We start from the raw sequence: 23,289 nt of genomic DNA on the forward strand, positions 1-23,289 counted from the left end.
AACCTGGCGAAGCGCGTCGCGATGGCATCAGGCCAACGACGACTCACAACAAATCAATACGTTATGGCATCTATTCGAGCAGTGACGGCAACCGCTGACGGTGCCCCTGAAAACTGCCGGAGTTTACCACAAAGCATGCCCCGCACCTAACCCTGAAGCCTGACGAGGTCAGGGGCTCAGTGCAGGCGCTTGCGTGACATCAATTGGGCGATCTTGGTGGTATCCGGCCGTTCGATCACGCCCTTCTCGGTGACCAGAAAATCCACCAGGTCAGCGGGTGTCACATCGAATTGCGGCTCGACCTCGTCCACGCCCGCCACCCGTTCGTTTTCGGGGTAAGCCAACGACGCATGGCCGAGTTCGTGAAAACATTCTTCGCCACTCTCGGCCTGCAGCTCGATGACGGCGCTCGGCGCCACCACCATCAGCCTGACGCCATGGTGCATGGCGGCCACCGCCAATTGGTAGGTGCCAATCACGCCAAGCACGTCACCGTTGGCGGCGATTCGCTCGGCGCCGACGATGGCCCAGGTGATGCCACGCACTTTCATCAGATGGGCCAGAGCAGCGTCCGCGCTCAGCGCCACGGCGATCCCCTCTTCGCTCAGCTCCCAGGCCGCCAGCCGGGCGCCCTGCAGCAATGGCCGGCTTTCGCCCAGGTAACAGCGCTCCAGCAAACCTTCGAGCTGAGCGCCGCGGATCACCGCCAGGGCCGTGCCAAAACCACCGCTGGCCATCGCCCCGGCGCAGCCGATGCTGAGCAGATTTTGCGAGTTGCCCTGAAAACCGCGGATCAGCTCCACGCCCAGCTGCGCCATGGCGAGGCTGGCTTCGCGATCACGTTGATGGATGCCATGGGCTTCATCTTCCAGCACCGCCAGAGGCTGGGCACCAGGCCGCAACCGTGCCAGACGCTCGTGCATCTGCTGCAGCAACCACTCGCGGTCGCCGGCAAGAAGGCCAGCCGCTTCGAGCGCCTCGCCATCCACCTGCAACCCGGCATACCAGTCGCCGCCTTCATCCATACGCTGGCGGGCGCCCAGCACCAGGGCGTAGGCACTGCAGATGGTCTTGGCAGCGGCACCGAGCACCGCGCCGCCTGCAAGCAGCGCCACTACGGCAGATACCGAATGACAGGCGTGCCAGACCTGCTCACCCGGCAGGCGGCGCTGATCGAGCACATGCAGGGCACCCTCGCGCCACACAAAGCCCACGACCTGCTCGGCAGCCAGCAAACGCTCGCGCATCACCCACTCCATCCTCAAAAGCCGGCCAGTATACGCCGCCCCAACGGGCAGCCGCACCCGTGCACTGCCCCACGCAACACTATGCACCTTCAAGACCGCGGCATTCCTCTATAGACTCAGCGTTTTGGATGACGGAACCCGCCCATGGCCGACGCCCCGCTCGACCTTTTGCTGCTGCCCACCTGGCTGGTGCCGGTCGAACCGGCAGGCGTGGTGCTGCATGATCATGGCCTGGGCATCCGCGATGGAAAGATCGCCCTGATCGCACCACGCAGTGAAGCCTTGCGTCGTGGCGCGACGCAAATCCGCGAGCTGCCCGGGCGCCTGCTGACACCGGGCCTGGTCAATGCTCACGGCCATGCAGCCATGACACTGTTTCGCGGCCTGGCCGATGATCTGCCACTGATGACCTGGCTGGAGAAGCACATCTGGCCGGCGGAAGCCAAGTGGGTCGATGAGCAGTTCGTTCAGGACGGCACCGAACTGGCCATCGCCGAGCAGATAAAAAGCGGCATCAGCTGTTTCGCCGACATGTACTTCTTCCCGGAGATGGCCTGCGAACGGGTGCATGCCAGCGGCATGCGCGCGCAAATCAGCATCCCGGTGCTGGACTTCGCCATCCCTGGTGCCCGTGACGCCGACGAGGCGCTGCGCAAGGGCATGACGCTGTTCGACGAGCTCAGGCACCATTCACGCCTGAGCGTCTCCTTCGGCCCTCACGCGCCCTATACCGTCAGCGACGCGAACCTCGAGAAACTGCTCATCCTCGCCGAAGAGCTGGATGCCGGCATTCATATGCACGTGCAGGAAACCGCCTTCGAAGTGCAGCAGAGCCTCGAACACTACGGCGAGCGGCCACTGGCACGCCTGCACCGCCTGGGCTTGCTCGGCCCGCGCTTCCAGGCAGTGCACATGACCCAGGTCGATGACGACGATATCGCCCTGCTGGTCGCCACCAACAGCAGCGTGATCCACTGCCCGGAATCCAACCTCAAGCTGGCCAGTGGTTTCTGCCCGGTCGAGAAGCTCTGGCAGGCCGGCGTCAACGTCGCCATCGGCACCGACGGCGCAGCCAGCAACAACGATCTCGACCTGCTCGGTGAAACCCGCACCGCCGCCCTGCTGGCCAAGGCGGTAGCCGGCTCGGCCAGCGCCCTGGACGCCCATCGCGCACTGCGCATGGCGACCCTCAATGGTGCCCGCGCCCTGGGTCTCGATAACGAGATCGGCTCCCTGGAACTCGGCAAATCCGCCGATATCGTCGCCTTCGACCTGCGCGGCCTGGCCCAACAGCCGGTCTACGACCCTGTTTCGCAACTGATCTATGCCACCTCCCGAGACTGCGTCGAGCATCTCTGGGTCGCCGGCAAGCCGTTGCTCGAAGACGGCAAGCTGACCCGACTGGACGAGGAACGCATCATCGCCACCACGCGACAGTGGGCGGCGAAAATAGCCGGGCGTCCGACGCATTGAGCCTAAACTACGGCAAACTGTCATACACCCAAGGCCATCACGCCGAGCAGAACTGGCAACATGGGCGCCACACGCGCCATGCCCCACGCACCCGCTTTATTCAGGGAATACCATGAGCAACGTCGACCACGCTGAAATCGCCAAATTCGAAGCCCTCGCCCACCGCTGGTGGGATCGGGAGAGCGAGTTCAAGCCTTTGCACGAGATCAACCCGTTGCGGGTCAACTGGATCGACGAGCGCGCTGGCCTGGCTGGCAAGAAGGTGCTCGACGTCGGCTGTGGTGGCGGCATCCTCAGCGAAGCCATGGCTCAACGTGGCGCCACGGTGACCGGTATCGACATGGGTGAAGCGCCACTGGCCGTGGCCCGCCTGCACCAGCTGGAGTCGGGCGTGGAAGTGGATTACCGGCAGATCACCGCCGAAGCCATGGCCGAGGAGATGCCCGGCCAGTTCGACGTGGTCACCTGCCTGGAGATGCTCGAGCACGTGCCCGACCCATCCTCGGTGATTCGTGCCTGCCACAAGCTGGTCAAGCCCGGCGGCCAGGTGTTCTTCTCCACCATCAACCGCAATCCCAAGGCCTACCTGTTCGCGGTGATCGGTGCCGAATACATCCTGCGCCTGCTGCCGCGCGGCACCCACGATTTCAAGAAATTCATCCGCCCATCGGAACTGGGTGCCTGGAGCCGCGACGCCGGTCTGCAGGTCAAGGACATCATCGGCCTGACCTACAATCCGCTGACCAAGCACTACAAGCTGGCCAGCGATGTCGACGTCAATTACATGGTGCACACCCAAAAGGCAGACTGAGACAGCCGGGCGAGTGCACCTTCGCGCACTCGCCGCTCATGCCGCTGGCTTTGCCTGCGGCGGCTCCAGGGCCAACGCCTCGACCCAATCCACGCATGCCTGAATCGCCAGCGCCACATCGTCAACCTCCACGGCCTCGGCCGGATGGTGGCTGACCCCTCCTTCGCAGCGTACGAACAGCATGCCGACCGGCCAGCGCTCGGCCATGGCGATCGCGTCATGCCCGGCGCCGCTGGGTAGCGACAGGCTGCGCCCCTGCACCCGGGTCAACACATGTGCCAGCGACGCCTGCATCGCATCATCGCAACGGGTCGCCGGAATACCGTAGTACTGGCTGGCGTGGAACTCCAGACCACGCTGCCGGGCAATCGCCTCGCCCTGGCTCAGCAGGTCGTCCAGCAGATCCGCCAACGCCTGATCCTGCGGGCCTCGTACATCCAGGGTCAGGGCGACTTCACCCGGGATGACGTTGACCGCACCGGGGTGGCACTGGAGGCTGCCCACTGTGGCCACCAACTGCGGATCGCGCTGCGCAGTCTGCGCTTCGATGTAGACCATCCACTGCGCCGCAGCGGCCAGGGCATCCTTGCGATGGCTCATCGGCACAGTACCGGCATGCCCCGCCAGGCCGACGAACCGGCAATTCAGGCGGCGCGCACCATTGATGGCCGTCACTACGCCCAGCGCCAGTTGATCACGCTCCAGGCACGGCCCCTGCTCGATATGCAGCTCCAGATAGGCGGCGAAATCACTGTTTTTCCGTGCGGCGCCGGGAATGTCAGCCGCGTCCAGACCGACCGCAGCCATCGCCTGGGCGACGCTGACGCCGTTGGCATCAGCCTGATCGACCCAGCCCTCCGGCCAACTGCCGGTCAGGCCGCGGCTACCCAGCAGGGTGATGCCAAAACGCGTGCCCTCCTCATCGGCGAACCCGACGATCTCGATGGCCAGCGGCAAACGTATGCCGCGGTCATGAAAATGCTGCACGGTTTCGATGGCGGCGACCACGCCGAGCATGCCGTCATAGCGGCCGGCATTGCGCACGGTATCGAGGTGCGAGCCCAGCAACAGCGCCTGCGCTCCGGCGCTCTGGCCCTCGTAACGACCGCAGATGTTGCCGACGGCGTCCTGCCAGACGCGCATACCGGCCGCCTGCATCCACTCGCCCACCAGCGCGTTGGCGCGCAGGTGCTCTGGCGACAGGTACACGCGGGTCAGGCCATCGGCGGATTCGCTGATCGCGGCCAGCTCGTCGCAGCGCGCCATCACCCGAGCGCCAGCGCTACCTGCTGCGAGGTTTTCCATGGCACTCATCAGCAACGCTCGCTGTAGTGATCCCAGGCCGCTTGCATCGCAGCGCCCTGAGTGGTGCGCAGACCGAGGTGGTTCAATACCGCTTCCAGGGCGCAGAGGGTCTGCATGACGCAATCCTTGCGGGCGTTGTAGCCCATGGTGCCGATACGCCAGATCTTGCCGGCCAGCGGCCCGAACGAGGTGCCGATTTCGATGCCGAAGTCCTCGAGCATCAACTTGCGTACCTGGTCGCCATTGACCGCTTCGGGAATCACCACGCCAAGCACGTTGTTCATCTTGTATTCGAGGTTGCCGAAGGTCTCCAGGCCCATGCCCTGGATGCCCTTGAGCAGGGCATCACCGTGCAGCTTGTGGCGGGCGATACCCGCATCCAGACCTTCCTCGCCAATCACCCGCGCGCACTCACGGGCCGCGAACAGTGCCGAGGTGGCTTCGGTGTGATGGTTGAGCCGCTCGGGGCCCCAGTAATCGAGGATCATGCCGAGGTCGAAATAGTTGGAGTAGATCATCTCGTCGTCGCCGTCCTGATGGGCAGCGGTACGGATGCCGGCCTCCACGCAGGCGCGGCGACGAATCACCTCCTCCATGCGCGCACTGAGGGTGATCGGCGCGGTGCCGGACGGGCCACCGAGACATTTCTGCAGGCCGGCCGACACCGCATCCAGGCCCCAGGCATCGGCTTCCAGCAGGTTGCCGCCCAGCGAGGCAGTGGCATCGGTATAGAACAGCACGTCATGGCGGCGGCAGATGTCGCCCAGCTCGGCCAGCGGCTGCAGCATGGTGGTCGAGGTGTCGCCCTGCACGGTCAGCAGCAGACGCGGCTTCACCTGCTTGATCGCATCCTCGATCTGCTGCGGGGTGAACACCTCGCCCCAGGGCACTTCGATGCTGTGAACATCGGCGCGGCAACGCCGGGCGATTTCACAGAGCAGATGGCCGAAACGGCCGAACACCGGCACCAGCACCTTGTCGCCTGGGCGAATCGCCGAGACCAGAATGGCCTCGATACCGGCCCGCGAGGTACCGTCGATCAGCAATGTGGCGGCGTTTTCGGTGCGGAAGACGCCGCGGTACAGTGCCATCACCTCGTTCATGTAGCGGGTCATGGCCGGGTCGTACTGGCCAATCAGCTGGCTGGACATGGCGCGCAGCACGCGGGGGTCGGCATTGATCGGGCCCGGCCCCATCAGCAGACGCTGGGGCGGGTTCACCGGCGAGTAACTTGTGGTCATCTGGGATATCTCGTTGACACTCATGAGAGGCTCAGTTCAGTCCGCGTACGGACGAGATGAATTGCTTGAGTTCGGCGGTCTGCGGGTTGGCGAACAGCTCACGGCTGGCGCCCTGCTCCCACACACGGCCCTGGTGCATGAACACCACGCGGTCGCCAACCTCCTGGGCGAAGTTCATTTCGTGGGTGACCAGAATCAGCGTCATGCCCTCCTTCGCCAGTTGCTCCAGCACCTTGAGCACTTCGCCGACCAGCTCGGGGTCGAGGGCCGAGGTGATCTCGTCGCACAGCAATACCTTGGGCGACATGGCCAGGGCACGGGCAATGGCGACCCGCTGCTGCTGGCCGCCAGAGAGGTTGGCCGGGTAATAGTCCATGCGATCGCCGAGGCCGACCTTTTCCAGCATCTGCGCCGCCAGCTCGCGGCACTCGGCGTCGCTCTTCTTCAGCACGCGGCGCGGCGCCAGCATGACGTTCTCACGGGCGGTCATGTGCGGGAACAGGTTGAAGTTCTGGAACACCATGCCGATCGAGCGGCTGATTTCCCGCGCCTGGGAATCGCGGTCGGTAACGGTCATGCCGCCCAGCTTGATGCTGCCGTCCTGATAGCCTTCGAGGCCGTTGATGCAGCGCAGCAAGGTGCTTTTCCCCGAGCCGCTGCGGCCGATGATCGAAACCACCTCGCCCACCTCGATATCGAGATCGACGCCTTTGAGCACATGGTTGTCGCCGTAGTACTTCTGTACCTGATCAATGGTGATGAGCGGCATTGAATTTCTTCTCCAGATACTGGCTGTAACGCGACAGTGGATAACACATGAGGAAGTAGCCAAGCGCCACCAGGCCGAACACCTTGAAGGGCTCGTAGGTGACATTGTTGAGGATGGTGCCGGCCTTGGTCAGCTCGACGAAACCGATGATCGACGCCAGGGCCGTGCCCTTCACCACCTGCACGGCAAAACCCACGGTCGGCGCGATACCGATGCGCAATGCCTGGGGCAGGACGACGCGAAACAGGGTCTGGCCGAAACCCAGCCCCAGGCAGCGACAGGCTTCCCACTGGCCTTTGGGCAACGCACGGATGCTGCCGTGCCAGATGTCCACCAGAAACGCACTGGTATAGAAAGTCAGCGCCAGCGAGGCAGCCGTCCAGGGCGACACGTCGATACCCAGCAGCGCCACGCCGAAAAACGCCAGGAACAGCTGCATCAGCAGCGGCGTGCCCTGGAACAACTCGGTGTAGCCACGAATCAGCCAATGCGGCCAGACACGCTTGGAAAGCCGTGCCATGACCAGCGGAATGGCCACCAGCGTACCGCCAATGAACGCGGTCAGAGACAGCAGTACCGTCCAGCGAGCGGCCAGGAGCAGGTTGCGCAGGATGTCCCAGTCGGTGAAGGTGGTCATCATGGCTGTTCTCCAAACCATTTGCGGCCGGCGGCCAGCAATAGCTGACGCATGCAGATGGACAGGGCCAGGTACATCAGTGTGGTCACCAGGTAGACCTCGAAGCTCAGAAAGGTGCGCGACTGGATCAGGTTGGCGGCAAAGGTCAGCTCCTCATGGGATACCTGCGAAACCACCGACGAACCGAGCATCACGATGATGCACTGGCTGACCAGCGCCGGATAAATGCGCTTCAGGGACGGCGGCAATACCACCTGAATGAAGGTTTGCGTACGGCTCAGGCCCAGCACGCGTCCGGCCTCCCATTGCCCACGAGGCGTCACCTGGATGCCGGCGCGGATGATCTCGGTGCTGTAGGCCCCCAGGTTGATCAGCATGGCCAGCAGTGCCGCCTCGCCCGCCGTCAGTTTCAGACCCAGACTGGGCAAACCGAAGACGATGAAGAACAACTGCACCACGAACGGCGTATTGCGGATCAGCTCGACGTAGAGGCCCCACAGGCGACTGGGGATGGTCGGGCGGCCGCTGCGCAGTGCAGCGCCCAGAATGCCCAGAGCCACACCGCCCACGGTGGCCATCACCGTGAGCTGGATGGTCACCCAGAGGCCGGAAAGCAGCTCCGGCCAGTAGGGCCACAGGGCGGAAAAATTCAGCTGCGCCATCATCGCAAAGTCCTTATGCGCCCAGGTTCGCCGGCAGCGGCGCCTTCAGCCAGTCTTCGGACAGACCGTTGAGGGTGCCATCGGCCTTGGCCTGCTGGATCAGCGCATTCACTTTGGCCTTCAACGCGGCCTCGTCTTTGCGCAGGCCGATAAAGCACGGCGAGTCCTTGAGCATGAACTTGGCGACAGGTGCCCGATCAGCGCTCTGGCGCTCGATGGCCGCTACCACCAGATTGCCGGTGGCCACATACTCGACCTGCCCGGACAGGTACGCCGACAAGGTGGTGTTGTTATCTTCGTAGCGCTTCACCTGCGCGCCGCTCGGCGCCACCTCGGTGAGCACCATGTCCTCGACCGCCCCTCGGGTAACACCGATCGATTTGCCCGTCAGCTCCTCGGCGTTCTGTAGAGCGCTGTCCTTGCTGCCGAATACACCGAGAAAGAACGGTGCGTAGGCATCGCTGAAATCGATCACCTGCTCACGCTCGGCATTCTTGCCGAGACTCGAGATAACCAGGTCGACCTTGTTGGTCTGCAGGTACGGAACACGGTTGGCGCTGGTGACCGGGACAAGTTGCAACTTGAGCCCCATTTCCTTGGCCAGATACCTGGCCATATCGATGTCGTAACCCTGAACCTGCAGATCGGTGCCCACCGAGCCGAAGGGTGGAAAGTCCTGAGGCACGGCGATACGAATCACGCCGCGCTTTTCGATCTCTTGCAACTGATCCGCCAGTGCAGCGGCGGCCTGGGTCAGCAGAAGACCGGCAGCCAGTATCGCGATCAATCCCTTTTTCATTTTCGACACCCCGTTAACGTTAGCCATGAAACAAAAGATTTGTTAACGACAATTTTGCAACCAACGTGCCATGGCGTTTCATGCCGCCATTTTTTCCCGTCGCCATCAGCCTGCAGAGAATGGAAGCGCCGAATGACGGGCTCTCCATGGCTTTACACGGAGCTCGACCTGAGCGGGAAAACTGCAGCTGAAGGCTCATCGCTCGGTAAAAACACACAAAAAAAGGCGCCAAAACGGCGCCAACTTCATCCTTAACGCACCATCAAGGTGCTCTATCGCGGTTCCAGCTCGTCGAGTTGCCCATAGAGCGCGGCGATCTGATGAATCCTCTGCCGCCCCTCACTCAAATGCTCGTGCAGCACGGCGTTGACCAGCAGATTGATCAGGCTGTTGACACCGGCATAACTGTCGAAGGCCGACACGCTGTCCAGCGGCGTGCAGAGCCGCCACCTGGCCAGTTCGATGATCGCCTGTGCCTGCGGCTCGCAGATGACCAGCGTCGGGATCTGCTGCACCTGCAAGGCCTGCAGAAGGGGGCGAATGATTCGTGGCCGACGCCGGAACGCCAGCACCACCACCATGTCCTCGGCAGTCAGATCCACCAGCTCTTCCGCCAGCGTCTGGCCAGGCTGGGGCAGCACCTGAACGCCGGTACGAATCTGCAGCAGTTGCTGACGCAGGTGCAAGGCCGCGGGAAAGGCGTTGCGCATGCCGACGACGAAAACGCGCTTGCTGTTGCCCAGCGCCTGCACCACTTCGGTGAACTGCCTGGCATCGATACCATTCACCCATTGGCTGAGATTGGCCATCTCCTGCTTGTAATGGCGGGCCAGCAAGGTGTTGCCCTGCACCACGTCGCGGCTGTCGGCGACGGGCATGCCGCTCTGGCGCAGCGTGCGCAGTTCCTCGCGCATGTCCTTGTATTTTTCGTAGCCCAGGCGCTTGAACAGGCGGCTGACGGTAGCCTTGGAAACCCCGGTCAGACGCGCCAGCTCGGCGCTGTTGTAGCTGACCAGGTCGTCGTAATGATCGAGTACGAAATCGGCGATTCGCTGCTCCTGGGGAGCGAGTTGCGAATAGTGGCTACGCAGACGTTCATCGAGTTGATTCATGGCGGCGCCTTGTAACTTTCGTTTCATTCAGCCGATGATATAGGAAGTCACGTGCCTGCTTGAAGTCGCAATGCAGGAATTCGTCAACCCGCGCCAGGCGGCTATGCCGCTGCCTCCGAGAGGAGTTCACCATGACACAGATCACGCCCGACTGGGCAGCGTACGTCGCACAGATGGAACAGGTTCTGGCCCTGGAGCTGGACGACGCGCGCCGCCACGAATTGCTCACCCAGTTCAGCCGCATCGCGGCGATGGCCAAGCCGCTGATGGAGTACCCGCTCGACGACAGACTGGAAGTCGCGGGGGTGTACAAGGCATGAATCCAGCCCTCCTGTCGATCAGCCAATTGAGGAATGCCCTGGCATCGGGCGACCTCAGCGCACGCGAAATTGCCGAGCACAGCCTCGCAGCGATCGAGCAGCACAATCCAGCGATCAACGCCTGGACGCAGATCACCCACCAGCGGATGAAGGATGAGGCCGATGGCCTGGATCGCTTGCGTCGCCAGGGCTCGCCCCTGCCCGCTCTGGCGGCAGTGCCTTATGCGGTGAAGAACCTGTTCGATGTCGCCGGTTTCCCGACCCTGGCCGGCGCCCGTCTCTTTCAGAACCGCCCCGCGGCAGGTATCGACGCCTGGGCAGTACGCCAGTTGGCGGCCAGCGGCGGGCTGCTATCGGGCATGCTGAACATGGATGCCTACGCCTACGGCTTCACCACGGAAAACACCCATTTCGGTGCAACCCGCAACCCCCACGATCTTTCCCGTATCGCCGGTGGCTCCTCCGGAGGCTCGGCAGCCGCCGTCGCGGCCGGGCTGGTGAATTTCTCCCTGGGCAGTGACACCAACGGCTCCATCCGCGTGCCTGCCTCGCTATGCGGCGTCTTCGGTCTCAAACCCACCTTTGGCCGGTTGTCGCGCAGTGGCTCTCACCCGTTCGTGGGTAGCCTCGACCACATCGGCCCACTGGCGCGCAGAACCCGCGATCTCGCCGAGGTCTACGACACGCTGCAAGGGCATGACCCTGAAGACGGGTTTCAGGCCACGCAGGATCATCAACCAGTAGCAGCACTGCTGGATCGCGACCTGGACGGCCTGCGCTTCGGCGTACTTGGCGGTTACTTTCAGCAGTGGTGCGACGACACCGCCCGCGAGGCCGTGGCCCAGGTGGCCAAGGCCCTGAACGCCAGCGAAGAGGTCATCCTGGCGGATGCCGAGCTGGCGCGTACCTCGGCGTTCATCATCAGCGCGTCGGAAGGCGGCAACAGCTACCTGCCGGCGCTGCGCAGCTCGCCGGAATCCTTCGAGCCGCTGTCACGTGAACGCCTGCTGGCCGGCGCGATGATCCCCGCCGCCTGGTATGTGCAGGCACAACGCTTCCGGCGCCACTTCCAGAGACAGGTATTGCCCCTGTTCGCCGGTGTCGACGTGTTGATCGCACCGGCGACACCGACCAGTGCGACACCCATCGGCCAGGAGACGATGCGTATCAACGGTACCGACCTGCCGACTCGCGCCAGCATGGGCATGCTGGCTCAGCCGATCTCCTTCCTTGGCCTGCCAGTCGTCAGCGTGCCGTTGCGCAGCGCCAGTGGCTTGCCGATTGGCGTGCAACTGATCGCCGCCCCGTTCAAGGAAGAGGCTTGCCTGCGTGCAGCCAGCGCGCTCGAGCGCATGGGCATCGCGCACGCCGCGCCTGCCAAACTGGAGTGAATCGATGAGCCCTGAACAGATAGATCGCCCTGACGTACTGGCCGAAGTCACAACCGCCTTCCAGCGCTACGAAAAAGCACTGGTCGGCAACGATATCGAGGTGCTGGACGAGCTGTTCTGGCACGACGAACGCACGGTACGCCTGGGTGCTGGAGAAAACCTCTACGGCATCGGCGAGATTCGTGAATTCCGCGCCTCGCGGCCGGCTGCGGGGCTGGATCGCAAGCTGAGCAATACCGTCATCACCACCTACGGTGACAGCTTCGCGGTGTGCAGTACCGAATTCACCCGTGAGGGCAGCGACAGGATCGGGCGCCAGCAACAGAGCTGGGTGAAACTGGCCGGCAACTGGCGCATCGTGGCCGCACAGGTCAGTTTGATGGGCTGAGCTGCGCCCATCCTAGCTGCACACTGCGACAAAGTGACATACAGTGAGACACACACCGCAGCACAATCAGGCCCTGGAAACTGGCAACATGAGTCTCTAGCCCGTTGCGACACGCCAGCCTGCGGGCCAACACGTCAACGACATGGTTCAGATACCCAAGGAGGCCTGATGCGCCTGCGCGCAGTTCTTTTCGACATGGACGGTACGCTGCTCGACAGTGCACCGGATTTCATCGCCATCTGCCAGGCCATGCGTGCCGAGCGCGGCCTGCCGCCGGTGGACGAGCAACTGATCCGCGACCACGTCTCGGGTGGCGCACGCGCCATGATCCTCAATTCCTTCGACATCGACCCGATGAGCGATGGCTTCGAAGCGCTGCGCCTGGAGTTCCTCGAGCGCTATCAGGATCACTGCGCGGTACTGACGCGCCCCTTCGACGGCATCGAGGCCCTGCTCGAGGATATCGAGCGCGCCAAACTGACCTGGGGGGTGGTGACCAACAAGCCGCTGCGCTTCGCCGAGCCGATCATGCAGCGCCTGGGGCTGGCCGAGCGCTCCTCCATACTCATCTGCCCTGACCACGTGACCCGCAGCAAGCCGGATCCGGAACCGATGATCCTTGCCTGCTCGACCCTCAAGCTGGATCCGGCCAGCGTGCTGTTCGTCGGCGACGACCTGCGCGACATCGAATCCGGTCGCGACGCGGGCACCAAGACTGCCGCGGTGACCTACGGCTATATCCACCCCGACGACAACCCCCGTCACTGGGGCGCGGACGTGGTGGTCGATCATCCACTGGAGCTGCGTGCCGTGCTCGATCAGGCACTGTGCAGTTGCTAAGGCGACAGCGGCACGCCGCGCGACGGCGCACAGCTAGAAATTTTCAGAATGCGAGCTTTTGCTTGAAGCTTATGGCTTGAAGCTTGTAGCTCTGCGAAGGAGCTTTCCCATGTTCGATTACAGCGCCCGCCCCGACTTGCTCAAGGATCGTGTAATCCTCGTCACCGGAGCCGGACGCGGGATAGGCGCGGCAGCCGCCCGCACCTATGCGGCCCACGGCGCTACCGTACTGCTGCTCGGCAAGAGCGAAGACAACCTGACGCGTACCTATGACGCCATCGAACAGGCCGGCCACCCGCAGCCGGCAGTGATTCCCTTCGACCTGGAAAGCGCCCTGCCGCACCAGTACGACGAACTGGCGGCCATGATCGAGAAGGAATTCGGCAAGCTCGATGGCCTGCTGCACAACGCCTCGATCATCGGCCCGCGCACACCGCTCGAGCAGTTGTCCGGCGACAATTTCATGCGCGTCATGCAGATCAACGTCAACGCGACGTTCATGCTCACCAGTACGCTGCTACCACTGCTCAAGCTCTCCGCAGACGCTTCGGTGATCTTCACTTCCAGCAGCGTTGGCCGCAAGGGCCGGGCCTACTGGGGCGCCTACGCGGTGTCCAAATTCGCCACCGAAGGGCTGATGCAGGTGATGGCTGACGAAGTCGATGGCATCACGGCGATTCGCGCCAACAGCGTCAACCCGGGCGCCACCCGTACCGATATGCGCGCCCAGGCTTACCCAGGCGAAAACCCGGACAACAATCCGCAGCCCGAAGCCATCATGCCGGTCTATCTGTACCTGATGGGCCCCGACAGCCAGGGCATCAATGGCCAGGCTTTCGACGCGCAATAGCCGCTGTGGGTGATCTGGCGATATAGCGGATTGCCCGTCCTAGACGCCCTCCATCGCGAACCGATATGCCGTGACATTAAATTGTCGCGGCAGTGCTCGAACCGGCAAATGATTGCCGTTCTTCTGACGGCGGATTGCCACTAACGGCCATACGCCACCCTCCAATTTAGCCAACCTGTTGAACCTTAAGGCTTTTATACGGCCCATAACGACTGGCACGAAATTCGCTCTATTGCTCGCAAGCCGTAACGAAGCGCCAAAGGTTCAGCAAAATGGTTCCACCCAGCCAGAAAAACACGATCGATTTCGACGCTGCCAAGCTGCAGCGCCTCGGCTTCTCGAATCGTAAGGATCAGGCCCGCCCGATCAGCCTCGCCCAGTTGCGCCAGCGCCTCGGCCTGCAATTGCAGACCAGCCTGGATACAGAGCGCATTCTCGGTATGTTCTTTCGCGAGCTGCAACATCTGGTACCAGTCGACGCACTGGATTACCAACACCCGAGCAGCGACCTGCGTCTGCAGATGGGCCAGCAGGCCAATCATTCGGCCAGCTACCGCCTCAGCCACGAGAGCGAGTACCTGGGCGAGCTGACCTTTCGTCGTTGTCAGCGCTTCTCCGAACAGGAACTGGCGCAACTGGAGGCGTTGCTGGCCAGCCTGCTCTTCCCCCTGCGCAACTCCCTGCTCTACCGCGTCGCCATCCAGAGTGCGCTGCGCGATCCTTTGACCAACACCGGCAACCGCATCGCCATGGATCAGGTACTGGGCCGGGAAATCGAACTGGCACGCCGCAACGCTCAACCGCTGTCACTGCTGATGCTGGACATCGACCATTTCAAACGCATCAACGACGAGCATGGTCACAGTGCCGGCGACGAGATGCTGAAAGCCGTCGCCACGACCCTGAAGGATCAGCTGCGCAATATCGACATGGTATTCCGCTACGGCGGCGAAGAATTTCTGGTGCTGCTCTCCGACACGTCATCCGAAGGTGCCGCACTGGTCGGCGAGCGCCTGCGTCAGTCGGTGATGGAGCTGCAGTACGTGACGCAGGGCAAGCCCATCGAGATGTCGATCAGTCTCGGTTGCGCCACCCTCGAAGCCGGTGAGCCGATCGAAAGCCTGCTCACCCGCGCGGACAAGGCGCTGTACAGCGCCAAACGCAGTGGCCGCAACTGTATGACCATGGCGAGCTGATCCACGACAAACGGCAGAGGCACGTCTGCCTGGCAAATGAAAAGGGCCCCATTCCTCATGGATGGGGCCCTTTTTCATTATCACGGGCAGCTCCTGCGAGCTGCCGTGAGATCAGTTACTGCGGCTTGCGGCTACCACGCCCGAAACCCGGGCGCTGGCCTTCGCCTGCCGGGCGGCTACGACGGTTGTCGGCGCCAGCAGGCTTGCGCGGCGCGTTCGATTCAGGACGCTCGCCGCGGGGCTTGCCAGGCTTCTTGCCGACATCACGTGGGCGCTCGGCCACTGGCGTGCCGCGCGATGGCTCGCTACGACCCTCACCACGCGGAGCGCGAGGCGCACGGGTCGGACGCTCGCCCTGCTCGTCACGGGAACCACGACCGTTGCTGGAACCCTGAGCAGGGCCGCCACTGGCCGGACGCAAGGTGCGCGCTGGACGCTCACCACGGCCAATCGGCTTCGCCGCCTTGCGCTGCAGGCGCTCAAGCTTCTCGCGGGCTTTTTCCTTCATTTCCGGCAATGCTACCGGCTTGAGGCCGACTTCTTCGCTGAGGATGTCGACTTCGCGCTGGCCCATTTCGCGCCAGCGGCCCATGGGCAGATCGGAGGTCATGAACACCGGGCCGAAGCGCACGCGCTTCAGACGGCTGACCACCAGCCCCTGGGATTCCCACAGGCGACGCACCTCACGGTTACGGCCTTCCATGACCACACAGTGGTACCAGTGGTTGAAGCCGACACCGCCAGGTGCTTCCTTGATGTCGGTGAACTTCGCCGGGCCGTCTTCGAGCATCACGCCAGCCTTGAGGCGTTCGATCATTTCCTCGTCGACTTCGCCACGCACACGCACGGCGTACTCGCGATCCATCTGGTAGGACGGGTGCATCAACCGGTTGGCCAGCTCACCGTCAGTGGTGAACATCAGCAAGCCAGTGGTGTTGATGTCGAGGCGGCCGATATTGATCCAGCGGCCTTCCTTCGGGCGCGGCAGGCGGTCGAACACCGTCGGCCGACCTTCCGGATCGTCGCGGGTACAGATTTCGCCGTCGGGTTTGTTGTAGATCAGCACGCGACGCAGATTTTCCGCGGCCTCTTCGCGGCGCAGCACACGGCCGTCGATGGCAATGGCGTCATGCAGGTCGACGCGCTGGCCCAGGGTGGCATCTTTGCCGTTGACCTTGACGCGGCCGGCACTGATCCAGGATTCGATTTCGCGGCGCGAGGCCAGGCCCATGCGAGCCAGGACTTTCTGCAGTTTCTCGCCAGCGGGGCTGTATTCTTCGGTTTCACTCATCTGGGCACCTCCCGGTGTTTTCTGGTGATGGGACGATCATGTCGTCGAAGGGGCGCGCATCATACGCGGATAAGGCACGTGACGCACCTGGCGCAAGAGCATAGCTGACCAGACGAAGGCGTCCAGCGTCGGACTCAGCGCTTGCGCCGCGCCTTGGAGCCCAAAGCCAGCAGACGCATATCGGCCTCGGCCATGACCAGGCGCTGTTCGCCCTTGTCGAGCTTCTTCCAGGCTTTTATCTCGGCCTTGCTGCGCCCACAGCCGAGGCAGATGCTGTCACTGAACTTACAGACACCAATGCAGGGGTCTTTCATGGGCTCTCTTCACGGCTGGCGGGCTCATCATCCACGAGCGTAGAGCGCGCACCCTGCTCCTCGTCGTCCGGCTCATCCTCACCACGCGCCAGGTCGTCGAAATCGGTTTTCAGGCCCTGCTCCATGGCATCCAGCTCGGCCAGCAGCGAACCGAAGCTGGTTTCGGATCCGGCATCCGCTTCGGGCTCGTCGCCCAGGGCGAGGTCGGCGCGAGCCTGCAGACTCTGTGGCACCTCCGGGTCATCGTCCTGGGCCAGAATCGGTTCGGGCTCCAGCTCGCGCAGCGCGGCCAGGGGCGGCAGTTCGTCAAGATTCTTCAGGTTGAAATGATCGAGAAAGCCCTTGGTGGTGGCGAACATTGCCGGGCGACCGGGAACATCCCGATAGCCCACCACGCGAATCCACTCGCGCTCCTGCAGGGTTTTGACGATCTGACTGTTGACCGCCACGCCGCGAATCTCTTCGATCTCGCCGCGGGTGATCGGCTGACGGTAGGCGATCAGCGCCAGGGTTTCGAGCATGGCGCGGGAGTAGCGCTGTGGGCGCTCTTCCCATAAACGGCCAACCCAGGGGGAGAAACTCTCACGAATCTGCAGCCGGTAGCCGGAGGCCACTTCCTTGAGTTCGAATGCCCGCCCCTTGCAGCTGCCCCCCAGAATCGCCAGGGCCTTTCTGAACACATCCGCTTCGGGTCGCTCGGCTTCTTCGAACAGCTCCATCAGCCGTTCCAGGGACTGCGGCTTGCCGGCTGCCAGCAGCAGGCCTTCGAGCAGGGTGGAAAGTTGGCGAGGGTCGGACAGATTCATCGTCGAGGGCTACCAGCCGTAGGCAAGGGAAACGAGAGCACGCGAGTCTAGCATTTAGACAGGCTCCTCCTGCTCTTGCTCGCCAGCGTCGATACGCAAGCGCACATGCACGGCGGCAAAAGCTTCATTCTGCACCAGCTCGACCAGCGACTCCTTGACCAGTTCGAGAATTGCCATGAAGGTCACCACCACACCGAGGCGCCCTTCCTCGGCGCCGAACAGCTCGACGAAGGGCACGAATGCGCCGCCCTTCAGGCGCTCCAGCACTTCACTCATGCGCTCGCGGGTCGACAGCGCCTCGCGGCTGACCTGATGGCTCTCGAACATGTCGGCGCGGCGCAGCACTTCGGCCATGGACACCAGCAACTCCTGCAGGCTGACCTCGGGCAGCAGCTTGCGCGCTCGCGCTTCGGGCGCCTCGACCCGCGGCACGATGAGGTCGCGGCCAACCCTGGGCAGGGTGTCGATACCTTCGGCGGCCGCCTTGTAGCGTTCGTACTCCAGCAGCCGGCGGATCAGTTCGGCACGCGGATCGTCTTCCTCCGCCTCGGCTTCGGCCGAGCGCGGCAGGAGCATGCGTGACTTGATCTCGGCGAGCATGGCGGCCATCACCAGATACTCGGCGGCCAGTTCCAGACGCACGCTGTGCATCAGCTCGACATAGCCCATGTACTGGCGGGTGATCTCCGCCACGGGGATGTCGAGTACGTCGATGTTCTGCTTGCGGATCAGGTAGAGCAGCAGATCCAGCGGCCCTTCGAAGGCTTCGAGAAACACCTCCAGGGCGTCCGGCGGAATGTACAGATCCACCGGCAGTTCGGTCAGCGCCTGGCCGTAGACCAGCGCGAAGGGCAGCTCCTGCTGGGTGCCAGCCTGACTGTCGACGTGTTCGGCAGGGTTCGACATCGGCTCAGCGCTGTTCGGTAAACGGCGACGGATCGCCACAGCCGACGCGGATCACCTCGGGCTCGTCGTTCACCAGGCTGATCACCGTGGAAGCCTCTAGCCCACCGAAACCGCCATCGATGATCAGATCCACCTGATGCTCGAGCATCTGGCGCATCTCGTAGGGATCGCTCATCGGCAGTTCCTCGCCAGGCAGGATCAGGCTGACGCTCATCATCGTTTCGCCCAGCTCCTCCAGCAGCGCCGATGCAATCGGATGATTGGGCACACGCAGGCCGATGGTGCGGCGCTTGGGATGCAGCAGCATGCGCGGCACTTCCCGAGTGGCGTTGAGGATGAAGGTGTAGGGGCCCGGGGTGTGGTTCTTCAGCAGGCGAAAGGCCGCGGTGTCGACCTTGGCGAAGGTGCTGAGCTGCGACAGGTCGCGGCACACCAGGGTGAAGTTGTGCTTGTCATCGAGCTGGCGCAGACGGCGAATGCGCTCCAGAGCGCTCTTGGCGCCCATCACGCAACCCACCGCGTAGGACGAGTCGGTGGGATAGACCACCACTCCGCCATTGCGGATGATTTCGACCGCCTGCTTGATCAGGCGGGCCTGAGGACTCTCCGGATGGATCTGGAAAAACTGGCTCATGGCTAGGGGCTCTCAAACGGCATCGGCAGACGGGGAACAGGCGAACCGCGTCCAGATGGGTGACAGATCATCAGGCAACGGTCGGTACAGTCCCAGTTCCGACCAATCGCCCGGCGCGTGAAAATCGCTGCCGACGCTGGCCAGCAGACCGAACTCGCGCGCGAGGATCGCCAGGCCACCGACCTGCTCCGCAGGCTGCATACCGTTGACCACTTCCAACGCATGGCCCCCAGCCGCCGCAAAGGCTGTCACCAGCTTGCGCCGCTTGCTGCGGGTGAAATCGTACTGCCACGGATGAGCCAGGCTGATCCACGCGTTGGACTGGCGCAGGGTCTCGAGCGTTTCATCTAACGTTGGCCAGTGCTGCTTGACGTCGCCCAGTTTGCCGGAACCCAGCCACTTGCGAAACGCATCGGCGCGATCCTTGACGTAGCCGCCGCGCACCAGGAACTCGGCGAAATGCGGTCGCGCCGGCGCGTTACCGCTCTCGCCCTGGGCCTGCTGAATGGCACGCGCGCCTTCCAGTGCACCGTCCATGCCCTTGAGCGCCAGGCGCCGGGATATCTCCTCGGCGCGCAACCAGCGGCCCTGGTGCAGGTCGGCGATCGCCTGGCGCAATGCTGGCGCATCACTATCGAAGGCATAGCCGAGCACATGGATGGTCGCACCGCCCCAGGTGCAGGACAGCTCGATGCCATTGACCAGCCGCACCCCCAGCGTTTTAGCCGCAGCGCTGGCCTCGTCGAGACCTTCGAGGGTGTCGTGGTCGGTCAGCGCCAGCATGTGAACACCACGCCCGTGCGCGCGCGCGACCACCTCGGCAGGCGGCAAGGCGCCATCCGAGGCGGTGCTGTGACAGTGAAGATCAACCTGCATAAGGGGCGCTTTCCCGATGATTCATGTTTGTTATTATGCCCCGGCTCGCGGATTCTTGCTGGCACTGCACAGCCTTCCCTCCCGATGTTTCCGAACACAAGGATCGACATGCTCTACGCCATCATCGCCACCGACGTGGAAAACTCCCTGGAACGTCGTCTCTCCGTACGCCCAGCCCATCTGGCACGCCTGGAAAAACTGAAAACCGAAGGACGGCTGATTCTCGCCGGCCCGAACCCGGCCGTCGACAGCAACGATCCAGGCCCGGCAGGTTTCAGCGGCAGCCTGATCGTCGCCGAGTTCGAGTCGCTGGATGCAGCGAAGACCTGGGCCGATGCCGATCCTTACCGCGATGCCGGCGTTTACGCCGAAGTGGTGGTCAAGCCGTTCAAACACGTGCTGCCTTGAAAGGCAGTCTGATTGGGAATCTTCACCTCTTACCATGAGCAATCTGCTGCTGATCGACGACGATGTCGAACTCTGTGATCTGTTGGCCAGCTGGCTGACCCAGGAAGGTTTTCAGGTCACCGCCTGCCACGATGGCCAGAGCGCCCGCCAGGCGCTCGCGCAAAATGCCCCCGATGCCGTGGTGCTGGACGTGATGCTGCCCGACGGCAGTGGCCTGGAGGTGCTCAAACAGCTGCGCAGCGAGCACCCGGAGCTACCGGTGCTGATGCTGTCCGCCCGCGGCGAGCCGCTGGATCGGATTCTCGGCCTGGAACTGGGCGCCGACGATTACCTGGCCAAACCCTGCGACCCTCGCGAGCTGACCGCCCGCCTGCGCGCCGTGCTGCGCCGCAGCCTGCCACCGGCAACCTCGAGCCAGCTGGAACTGGGCGACCTGCGCTTCAGTTCGGCACGCGGCGTGGTTGCGCTTGGCGAGGATGGCCAGGAAATCGTCCTCACGCTGTCCGAAAGCCGTGTGCTGGAAGCCCTGCTCAAGCAGCCCGGCGAGCCGGTGGACAAGCAGGTGCTGGCGCAGTTGGCTCTTGGCCGCAAGCTGACCCTCTATGACCGCAGCCTGGACATGCACGTCAGCAACCTGCGCAAGAAGATCGGCCCGCACCCGGACGGCCGCCAACGCATCATCGCCCTGCGCAGCCGCGGCTATTACTACGCAATCTGAGAGCCTGTTCAACGTCTCCCGAGCCAGAAGCCTGACAGGACGCTACAAGGCGAAAGCAGACGTAGGGTGGATCGGGGCGCGTAGCCGACGCTTTTTTCATCCACCATTGCGATCGCGTGGTGGTGGACGGATGAAGCGTCGTCCACCCTACGAAGGCGACACGCAACAGATCATGAACAGCTCGTAGGATGGGTGAAACCCATCAATATGCCGATGGGTTTCACCCATCCTACGTCCGCTCCCGCCTTGTTGCAGTCGCACCTGTTACGTCTGCAGGCGACACGCAGCAGATCGTGAACAGGTTCTGAGCGATTTACACAGCCCGGTTTCTCTTTACCCTGCCTTTACCTTGGCTGACTGCGCCTTACCTTGAAACCCCTAATCTGGGCACATCCGGCAACTGGCCGGTTTCGAGACAAGGAGATACACCATGCGCAAGACCATGACCGCCCTGCTCCTCGCCATGACCCTGCCGACGCTGGCAATGGCTGCCCCTGGTGGCGACCATCGCCCGGGCAGTGATCACGGCCCACGGTTCTTCCATGAACTGGATCTGAGCAAGGATCAACAGCGCCAGGTACGCAAACTGCTGGGCGAGCAGATGAAGAACGATCGCGAGCTGACCCTGCGCTACCTGGACAAACTGCCAGCCGCAGAAAAGACCGCACTGGAAACCGAACGCAAGGCGTCCCGTGACAAGCAACAGGCTGCCATCCGCGCCCTGCTGACACCGGAGCAGCAGAAGACTTTCGACGAAAAAGCCGCCAAGATGAAAGAGCGCAAGGCCGACCGCGAAGCCTTTGAAACCTGGAAATCCCAGCAGAAGAAAGCCAGCTGAACCCAGCGCCAAAACCGACACCCACCCTTGCGTGGGTGTCGCCGTTTCACCCGTCCAAACCAGCTGCCGCGTGCGACTGCACGAGGCCGCCCCTTTCTCAAGGAGCTCTCGTGCGCTCATTGTTCTGGCGTATCCTTGCCAGCTTCTGGCTGGCGATAGCCGTGGTAGCCGGTTTGTCCATGCTGCTCGGCCGCGCCCTTAATCAGGACGCCTGGATTCTCAACCAGCACCCGGCGCTGCAAAGCCTGCCGGAACAGTGGGTTCAGGCCTATGAAAGCCAAGGCGTGCGTGCAGCCCAGGATGTACTGGATATGCGCAAGCGACGCTTTCGCATCGATACCCAAGTACTTTCCGAAAATGGCCAGCCCCTGGTGCGCGGCACCTTTCCCGCACGAGCAGCCGCCTTCGAAGAGCGCAACGAGGGCGATCGACGCTTGCCCTGGCGGCGCCTGAGCACCGACTACACCAGCCCATCGAGCGGCGAAACCTACCTGTTCATCTACCGCATTCCGCATCCGGAACTGGATGCCTGGCACCGCGGCAGCCTGCTCTGGCCGTTGAGCGCCCTGGGCATCGCCCTGGTGGTACTGACCCTATTCAGCCTGCTGTTGACCCTGTCCATCACTCGCCCGCTTGATCGTTTGCGCGGCGCCGTACATGACCTCGGCCAGACCGCCTACCAGCAGAACAGCCTGGCGCGCCTGGCCAATCGCCGTGACGAACTGGGAGTGCTGGCCAACGACTTCAACCGCATGGGCGCGCGCTTGCAGGATCTGATCGGTAGCCAGCGCCAGCTATTGCGCGACGTTTCCCACGAGCTGCGTTCGCCCCTCGCGCGGCTGCGCATCGCTCTGGCGCTGGCAGAGCGCGCCGAACCCGCAGAACGCGAGAAGCTCTGGCCACGCCTGATCCGTGAATGCGACCGCCTGGAAGACCTGATCAGCGAAATCCTCGCCCTCGCCCGCCTCGACGCAGAACCTGGCTCGGCGCAACCCATCGACCTGGCGCAATTGGCCGGCAAGCTGCGCGAGGACGTGAAGCTCAGCTACCCCGCGCAGCAACTGGACGTCAGTCTACAGCCGGGCATGCATCTGCACGGCTGGCCGGCCATGCTCGAACGTGCGCTGGATAACCTGCTGCGCAATGCACTGCGTTTCAACCCCGAGGGGCAGCCCATCGAGCTGAACTTCGTACGCCGCGCCGATGAGGTGTATCTGGAAGTTCGCGACCACGGCCCTGGCGTGGCCGAGCAGCATCTGGCGCAACTCGGCGAGCCATTCTTCCGCGCCCCCGGGCAGAGCGCAGCGGGCCACGGCCTGGGCCTGGCCATCGCCCGCCGAGCCGCAGAACGCCATGGCGGCCGCCTGCAACTGGAGAATCACCCGGACGGCGGCTTCAGCGCCAAACTGGTGCTGCCACTGGAGATACCTGTTTAACGCAGGCAGTTGGGAGCGGCA

At 63.3% G+C, this 23,289-nt stretch carries 26 protein-coding genes; 12 read left to right on the plus strand and 14 right to left on the minus strand.

Going from position 1 to position 23,289, the window contains the following annotated elements; translation table 11 throughout:
* Positions 1 to 176 precede the first annotated feature (176 nt).
* A complete protein-coding gene (locus DNK10_RS13760) occupies positions 177 to 1,247 on the minus strand; it encodes a s-methyl-5-thioribose-1-phosphate isomerase (RefSeq protein ID WP_131191959.1) in 1,071 nt (356 codons plus the stop codon).
* Positions 1,248 to 1,391: 144 nt separating this feature from the next.
* Here DNK10_RS13760 and DNK10_RS13765 point away from each other — a divergent pair, with 144 nt between their 5' ends.
* Both DNK10_RS13765 and ubiG read left to right on the plus strand, forming a co-directional pair.
* Positions 1,392 to 2,720, plus strand: coding sequence for a TRZ/ATZ family hydrolase (locus tag DNK10_RS13765; RefSeq protein ID WP_131191960.1), 1,329 nt, complete (start codon positions 1,392 to 1,394; stop codon positions 2,718 to 2,720).
* Between the two features lie 112 nt (positions 2,721 to 2,832).
* Positions 2,833 to 3,531, plus strand: coding sequence for a bifunctional 2-polyprenyl-6-hydroxyphenol methylase/3-demethylubiquinol 3-O-methyltransferase UbiG (gene ubiG / locus DNK10_RS13770; protein WP_131181909.1), 699 nt, complete (start codon positions 2,833 to 2,835; stop codon positions 3,529 to 3,531).
* A gap of 36 nt (positions 3,532 to 3,567) precedes the next feature.
* Here the strand turns inward: ubiG and hpxK are convergent, their stop codons facing one another.
* The 7 genes from hpxK to DNK10_RS13805 form a co-directional block, all read right to left on the minus strand.
* On the minus strand, positions 3,568 to 4,845 hold the full coding sequence (hpxK, locus tag DNK10_RS13775; RefSeq protein ID WP_131191961.1) for an allantoate amidohydrolase: 1,278 nt from the start codon (positions 4,843 to 4,845) through the stop codon (positions 3,568 to 3,570).
* Positions 4,845 to 6,077 (minus strand): pyridoxal-phosphate-dependent aminotransferase family protein, encoded by a 1,233-nt coding sequence (locus DNK10_RS13780; protein WP_165495989.1) that lies wholly within the window; start codon positions 6,075 to 6,077, stop codon positions 4,845 to 4,847. The genes hpxK and DNK10_RS13780 overlap by 1 nt, the downstream gene beginning before the upstream one ends.
* 31 nt (positions 6,078 to 6,108) lie before the next feature.
* Positions 6,109 to 6,846, minus strand: coding sequence for an amino acid ABC transporter ATP-binding protein (locus DNK10_RS13785; protein ID WP_131181906.1), 738 nt, complete (start codon positions 6,844 to 6,846; stop codon positions 6,109 to 6,111).
* Positions 6,827 to 7,483, minus strand: a complete 657-nt coding sequence (locus DNK10_RS13790; RefSeq protein ID WP_165493682.1) for an amino acid ABC transporter permease — start codon at positions 7,481 to 7,483, stop codon at positions 6,827 to 6,829. The genes DNK10_RS13785 and DNK10_RS13790 overlap by 20 nt, the downstream gene beginning before the upstream one ends.
* Entirely contained in the window at positions 7,483 to 8,148 is a 666-nt protein-coding gene (locus tag DNK10_RS13795; protein ID WP_131181904.1) for an amino acid ABC transporter permease, read from the minus strand. The genes DNK10_RS13790 and DNK10_RS13795 overlap by 1 nt, the downstream gene beginning before the upstream one ends.
* A 10-nt stretch (positions 8,149 to 8,158) precedes the next feature.
* On the minus strand, positions 8,159 to 8,953 hold the full coding sequence (locus DNK10_RS13800) for a transporter substrate-binding domain-containing protein (protein WP_425273853.1): 795 nt from the start codon (positions 8,951 to 8,953) through the stop codon (positions 8,159 to 8,161).
* Between the two features lie 263 nt (positions 8,954 to 9,216).
* Positions 9,217 to 10,056, minus strand: a complete 840-nt coding sequence (locus DNK10_RS13805; protein ID WP_131191964.1) for a MurR/RpiR family transcriptional regulator — start codon at positions 10,054 to 10,056, stop codon at positions 9,217 to 9,219.
* 131 nt (positions 10,057 to 10,187) lie between these two features.
* Here DNK10_RS13805 and hpxX point away from each other — a divergent pair, with 131 nt between their 5' ends.
* From hpxX to DNK10_RS13835, 6 genes are all read left to right on the plus strand, one after another.
* Complete coding sequence (gene hpxX / locus DNK10_RS13810; protein ID WP_131181901.1) at positions 10,188 to 10,376, plus strand: oxalurate catabolism protein HpxX; 189 nt, start codon at positions 10,188 to 10,190, stop codon at positions 10,374 to 10,376.
* Entirely contained in the window at positions 10,373 to 11,767 is a 1,395-nt protein-coding gene (locus tag DNK10_RS13815) for an AtzE family amidohydrolase (protein WP_131191965.1), read from the plus strand. The genes hpxX and DNK10_RS13815 overlap by 4 nt, the downstream gene beginning before the upstream one ends.
* A gap of 4 nt (positions 11,768 to 11,771) precedes the next feature.
* Positions 11,772 to 12,155: an oxalurate catabolism protein HpxZ gene (gene hpxZ / locus DNK10_RS13820; RefSeq protein WP_131191966.1), complete on the plus strand. Its 384-nt coding sequence runs from the start codon at positions 11,772 to 11,774 to the stop codon at positions 12,153 to 12,155.
* 168 nt (positions 12,156 to 12,323) lie between these two features.
* On the plus strand, positions 12,324 to 12,995 hold the full coding sequence (mupP, locus tag DNK10_RS13825) for an N-acetylmuramic acid 6-phosphate phosphatase MupP (protein WP_131191967.1): 672 nt from the start codon (positions 12,324 to 12,326) through the stop codon (positions 12,993 to 12,995).
* Between the two features lie 109 nt (positions 12,996 to 13,104).
* Positions 13,105 to 13,845, plus strand: coding sequence for a YciK family oxidoreductase (locus DNK10_RS13830; RefSeq protein ID WP_131181897.1), 741 nt, complete (start codon positions 13,105 to 13,107; stop codon positions 13,843 to 13,845).
* Between the two features lie 272 nt (positions 13,846 to 14,117).
* Positions 14,118 to 15,041, plus strand: coding sequence for a GGDEF domain-containing protein (locus DNK10_RS13835; RefSeq protein ID WP_131191968.1), 924 nt, complete (start codon positions 14,118 to 14,120; stop codon positions 15,039 to 15,041).
* 115 nt (positions 15,042 to 15,156) lie between these two features.
* Here DNK10_RS13835 and rluB read toward each other — a convergent pair whose 3' ends face one another.
* From rluB to DNK10_RS13865, 6 genes are all read right to left on the minus strand, one after another.
* On the minus strand, positions 15,157 to 16,332 hold the full coding sequence (gene rluB / locus DNK10_RS13840) for a 23S rRNA pseudouridine(2605) synthase RluB (RefSeq protein ID WP_131181895.1): 1,176 nt from the start codon (positions 16,330 to 16,332) through the stop codon (positions 15,157 to 15,159).
* Positions 16,333 to 16,466: 134 nt separating this feature from the next.
* Positions 16,467 to 16,646, minus strand: coding sequence for a DUF1289 domain-containing protein (locus tag DNK10_RS13845; protein ID WP_131181894.1), 180 nt, complete (start codon positions 16,644 to 16,646; stop codon positions 16,467 to 16,469).
* Positions 16,643 to 17,452 carry an SMC-Scp complex subunit ScpB gene (scpB, locus tag DNK10_RS13850; protein WP_131191969.1) on the minus strand — a complete coding sequence of 270 codons (810 nt, stop codon included), beginning with the start codon at positions 17,450 to 17,452 and terminating at the stop codon, positions 16,643 to 16,645. Before scpB ends, DNK10_RS13845 begins: the two co-directional genes overlap by 4 nt.
* A 54-nt stretch (positions 17,453 to 17,506) precedes the next feature.
* Entirely contained in the window at positions 17,507 to 18,358 is an 852-nt protein-coding gene (locus DNK10_RS13855) for a segregation and condensation protein A (RefSeq protein ID WP_131191970.1), read from the minus strand.
* 4 nt (positions 18,359 to 18,362) lie between these two features.
* Complete coding sequence (locus DNK10_RS13860) at positions 18,363 to 18,992, minus strand: L-threonylcarbamoyladenylate synthase (RefSeq protein WP_131181891.1); 630 nt, start codon at positions 18,990 to 18,992, stop codon at positions 18,363 to 18,365.
* A 12-nt stretch (positions 18,993 to 19,004) separates the two neighbouring features.
* Entirely contained in the window at positions 19,005 to 19,868 is an 864-nt protein-coding gene (locus tag DNK10_RS13865) for a PHP domain-containing protein (protein ID WP_131191971.1), read from the minus strand.
* 108 nt (positions 19,869 to 19,976) lie between these two features.
* On the opposite strand from DNK10_RS13865, the gene DNK10_RS13870 reads away from it, so the two are divergent.
* The 4 genes from DNK10_RS13870 to DNK10_RS13885 all read left to right on the plus strand — a co-directional run bounded on the left by DNK10_RS13870 (position 19,977) and on the right by DNK10_RS13885 (position 23,268).
* Positions 19,977 to 20,276 carry a YciI family protein gene (locus DNK10_RS13870; protein WP_131181889.1) on the plus strand — a complete coding sequence of 100 codons (300 nt, stop codon included), beginning with the start codon at positions 19,977 to 19,979 and terminating at the stop codon, positions 20,274 to 20,276.
* Positions 20,277 to 20,310: 34 nt separating this feature from the next.
* On the plus strand, positions 20,311 to 20,994 hold the full coding sequence (locus DNK10_RS13875) for a response regulator transcription factor (RefSeq protein ID WP_131181888.1): 684 nt from the start codon (positions 20,311 to 20,313) through the stop codon (positions 20,992 to 20,994).
* A 430-nt stretch (positions 20,995 to 21,424) separates the two neighbouring features.
* Positions 21,425 to 21,832 (plus strand): Spy/CpxP family protein refolding chaperone, encoded by a 408-nt coding sequence (locus DNK10_RS13880; protein WP_131181887.1) that lies wholly within the window; start codon positions 21,425 to 21,427, stop codon positions 21,830 to 21,832.
* 110 nt (positions 21,833 to 21,942) lie between these two features.
* Positions 21,943 to 23,268, plus strand: a complete 1,326-nt coding sequence (locus DNK10_RS13885) for a sensor histidine kinase (protein WP_131181886.1) — start codon at positions 21,943 to 21,945, stop codon at positions 23,266 to 23,268.
* Positions 23,269 to 23,289: the final 21 nt, after the last annotated feature.

The organism is Phytopseudomonas daroniae (assembly GCF_004327275.1).
GTDB classification, from domain to species: domain Bacteria; phylum Pseudomonadota; class Gammaproteobacteria; order Pseudomonadales; family Pseudomonadaceae; genus Aquipseudomonas; species Aquipseudomonas daroniae.

Excerpts from the sequence above, each read along its gene's own strand:
- DNK10_RS13760 (WP_131191959.1), bottom strand. The coding sequence starts at position 1,247 with ATGCGCGAGCGTTTGCTGGCTGCCGAGCAGGTCGTGGGCTTTGTGTGG.
- DNK10_RS13765 (WP_131191960.1), top strand. The coding sequence starts at position 1,392 with ATGGCCGACGCCCCGCTCGACCTTTTGCTGCTGCCCACCTGGCTGGTG.
- ubiG (WP_131181909.1), top strand. The coding sequence starts at position 2,833 with ATGAGCAACGTCGACCACGCTGAAATCGCCAAATTCGAAGCCCTCGCC.
- hpxK (WP_131191961.1), bottom strand. The coding sequence starts at position 4,845 with ATGAGTGCCATGGAAAACCTCGCAGCAGGTAGCGCTGGCGCTCGGGTG.
- DNK10_RS13780 (WP_165495989.1), bottom strand. The coding sequence starts at position 6,077 with ATGACCACAAGTTACTCGCCGGTGAACCCGCCCCAGCGTCTGCTGATG.
- DNK10_RS13785 (WP_131181906.1), bottom strand. The coding sequence starts at position 6,846 with ATGCCGCTCATCACCATTGATCAGGTACAGAAGTACTACGGCGACAAC.
- DNK10_RS13790 (WP_165493682.1), bottom strand. The coding sequence starts at position 7,483 with ATGACCACCTTCACCGACTGGGACATCCTGCGCAACCTGCTCCTGGCC.
- DNK10_RS13795 (WP_131181904.1), bottom strand. The coding sequence starts at position 8,148 with ATGATGGCGCAGCTGAATTTTTCCGCCCTGTGGCCCTACTGGCCGGAG.
- DNK10_RS13805 (WP_131191964.1), bottom strand. The coding sequence starts at position 10,056 with ATGAATCAACTCGATGAACGTCTGCGTAGCCACTATTCGCAACTCGCT.
- hpxX (WP_131181901.1), top strand. The coding sequence starts at position 10,188 with ATGACACAGATCACGCCCGACTGGGCAGCGTACGTCGCACAGATGGAA.
- DNK10_RS13815 (WP_131191965.1), top strand. The coding sequence starts at position 10,373 with ATGAATCCAGCCCTCCTGTCGATCAGCCAATTGAGGAATGCCCTGGCA.
- hpxZ (WP_131191966.1), top strand. The coding sequence starts at position 11,772 with ATGAGCCCTGAACAGATAGATCGCCCTGACGTACTGGCCGAAGTCACA.
- mupP (WP_131191967.1), top strand. The coding sequence starts at position 12,324 with ATGCGCCTGCGCGCAGTTCTTTTCGACATGGACGGTACGCTGCTCGAC.
- DNK10_RS13830 (WP_131181897.1), top strand. The coding sequence starts at position 13,105 with ATGTTCGATTACAGCGCCCGCCCCGACTTGCTCAAGGATCGTGTAATC.
- DNK10_RS13835 (WP_131191968.1), top strand. The coding sequence starts at position 14,118 with ATGGTTCCACCCAGCCAGAAAAACACGATCGATTTCGACGCTGCCAAG.
- rluB (WP_131181895.1), bottom strand. The coding sequence starts at position 16,332 with ATGAGTGAAACCGAAGAATACAGCCCCGCTGGCGAGAAACTGCAGAAA.
- DNK10_RS13845 (WP_131181894.1), bottom strand. The coding sequence starts at position 16,646 with ATGAAAGACCCCTGCATTGGTGTCTGTAAGTTCAGTGACAGCATCTGC.
- scpB (WP_131191969.1), bottom strand. The coding sequence starts at position 17,452 with ATGAATCTGTCCGACCCTCGCCAACTTTCCACCCTGCTCGAAGGCCTG.
- DNK10_RS13855 (WP_131191970.1), bottom strand. The coding sequence starts at position 18,358 with ATGTCGAACCCTGCCGAACACGTCGACAGTCAGGCTGGCACCCAGCAG.
- DNK10_RS13860 (WP_131181891.1), bottom strand. The coding sequence starts at position 18,992 with ATGAGCCAGTTTTTCCAGATCCATCCGGAGAGTCCTCAGGCCCGCCTG.
- DNK10_RS13865 (WP_131191971.1), bottom strand. The coding sequence starts at position 19,868 with ATGCAGGTTGATCTTCACTGTCACAGCACCGCCTCGGATGGCGCCTTG.
- DNK10_RS13870 (WP_131181889.1), top strand. The coding sequence starts at position 19,977 with ATGCTCTACGCCATCATCGCCACCGACGTGGAAAACTCCCTGGAACGT.
- DNK10_RS13875 (WP_131181888.1), top strand. The coding sequence starts at position 20,311 with ATGAGCAATCTGCTGCTGATCGACGACGATGTCGAACTCTGTGATCTG.
- DNK10_RS13880 (WP_131181887.1), top strand. The coding sequence starts at position 21,425 with ATGCGCAAGACCATGACCGCCCTGCTCCTCGCCATGACCCTGCCGACG.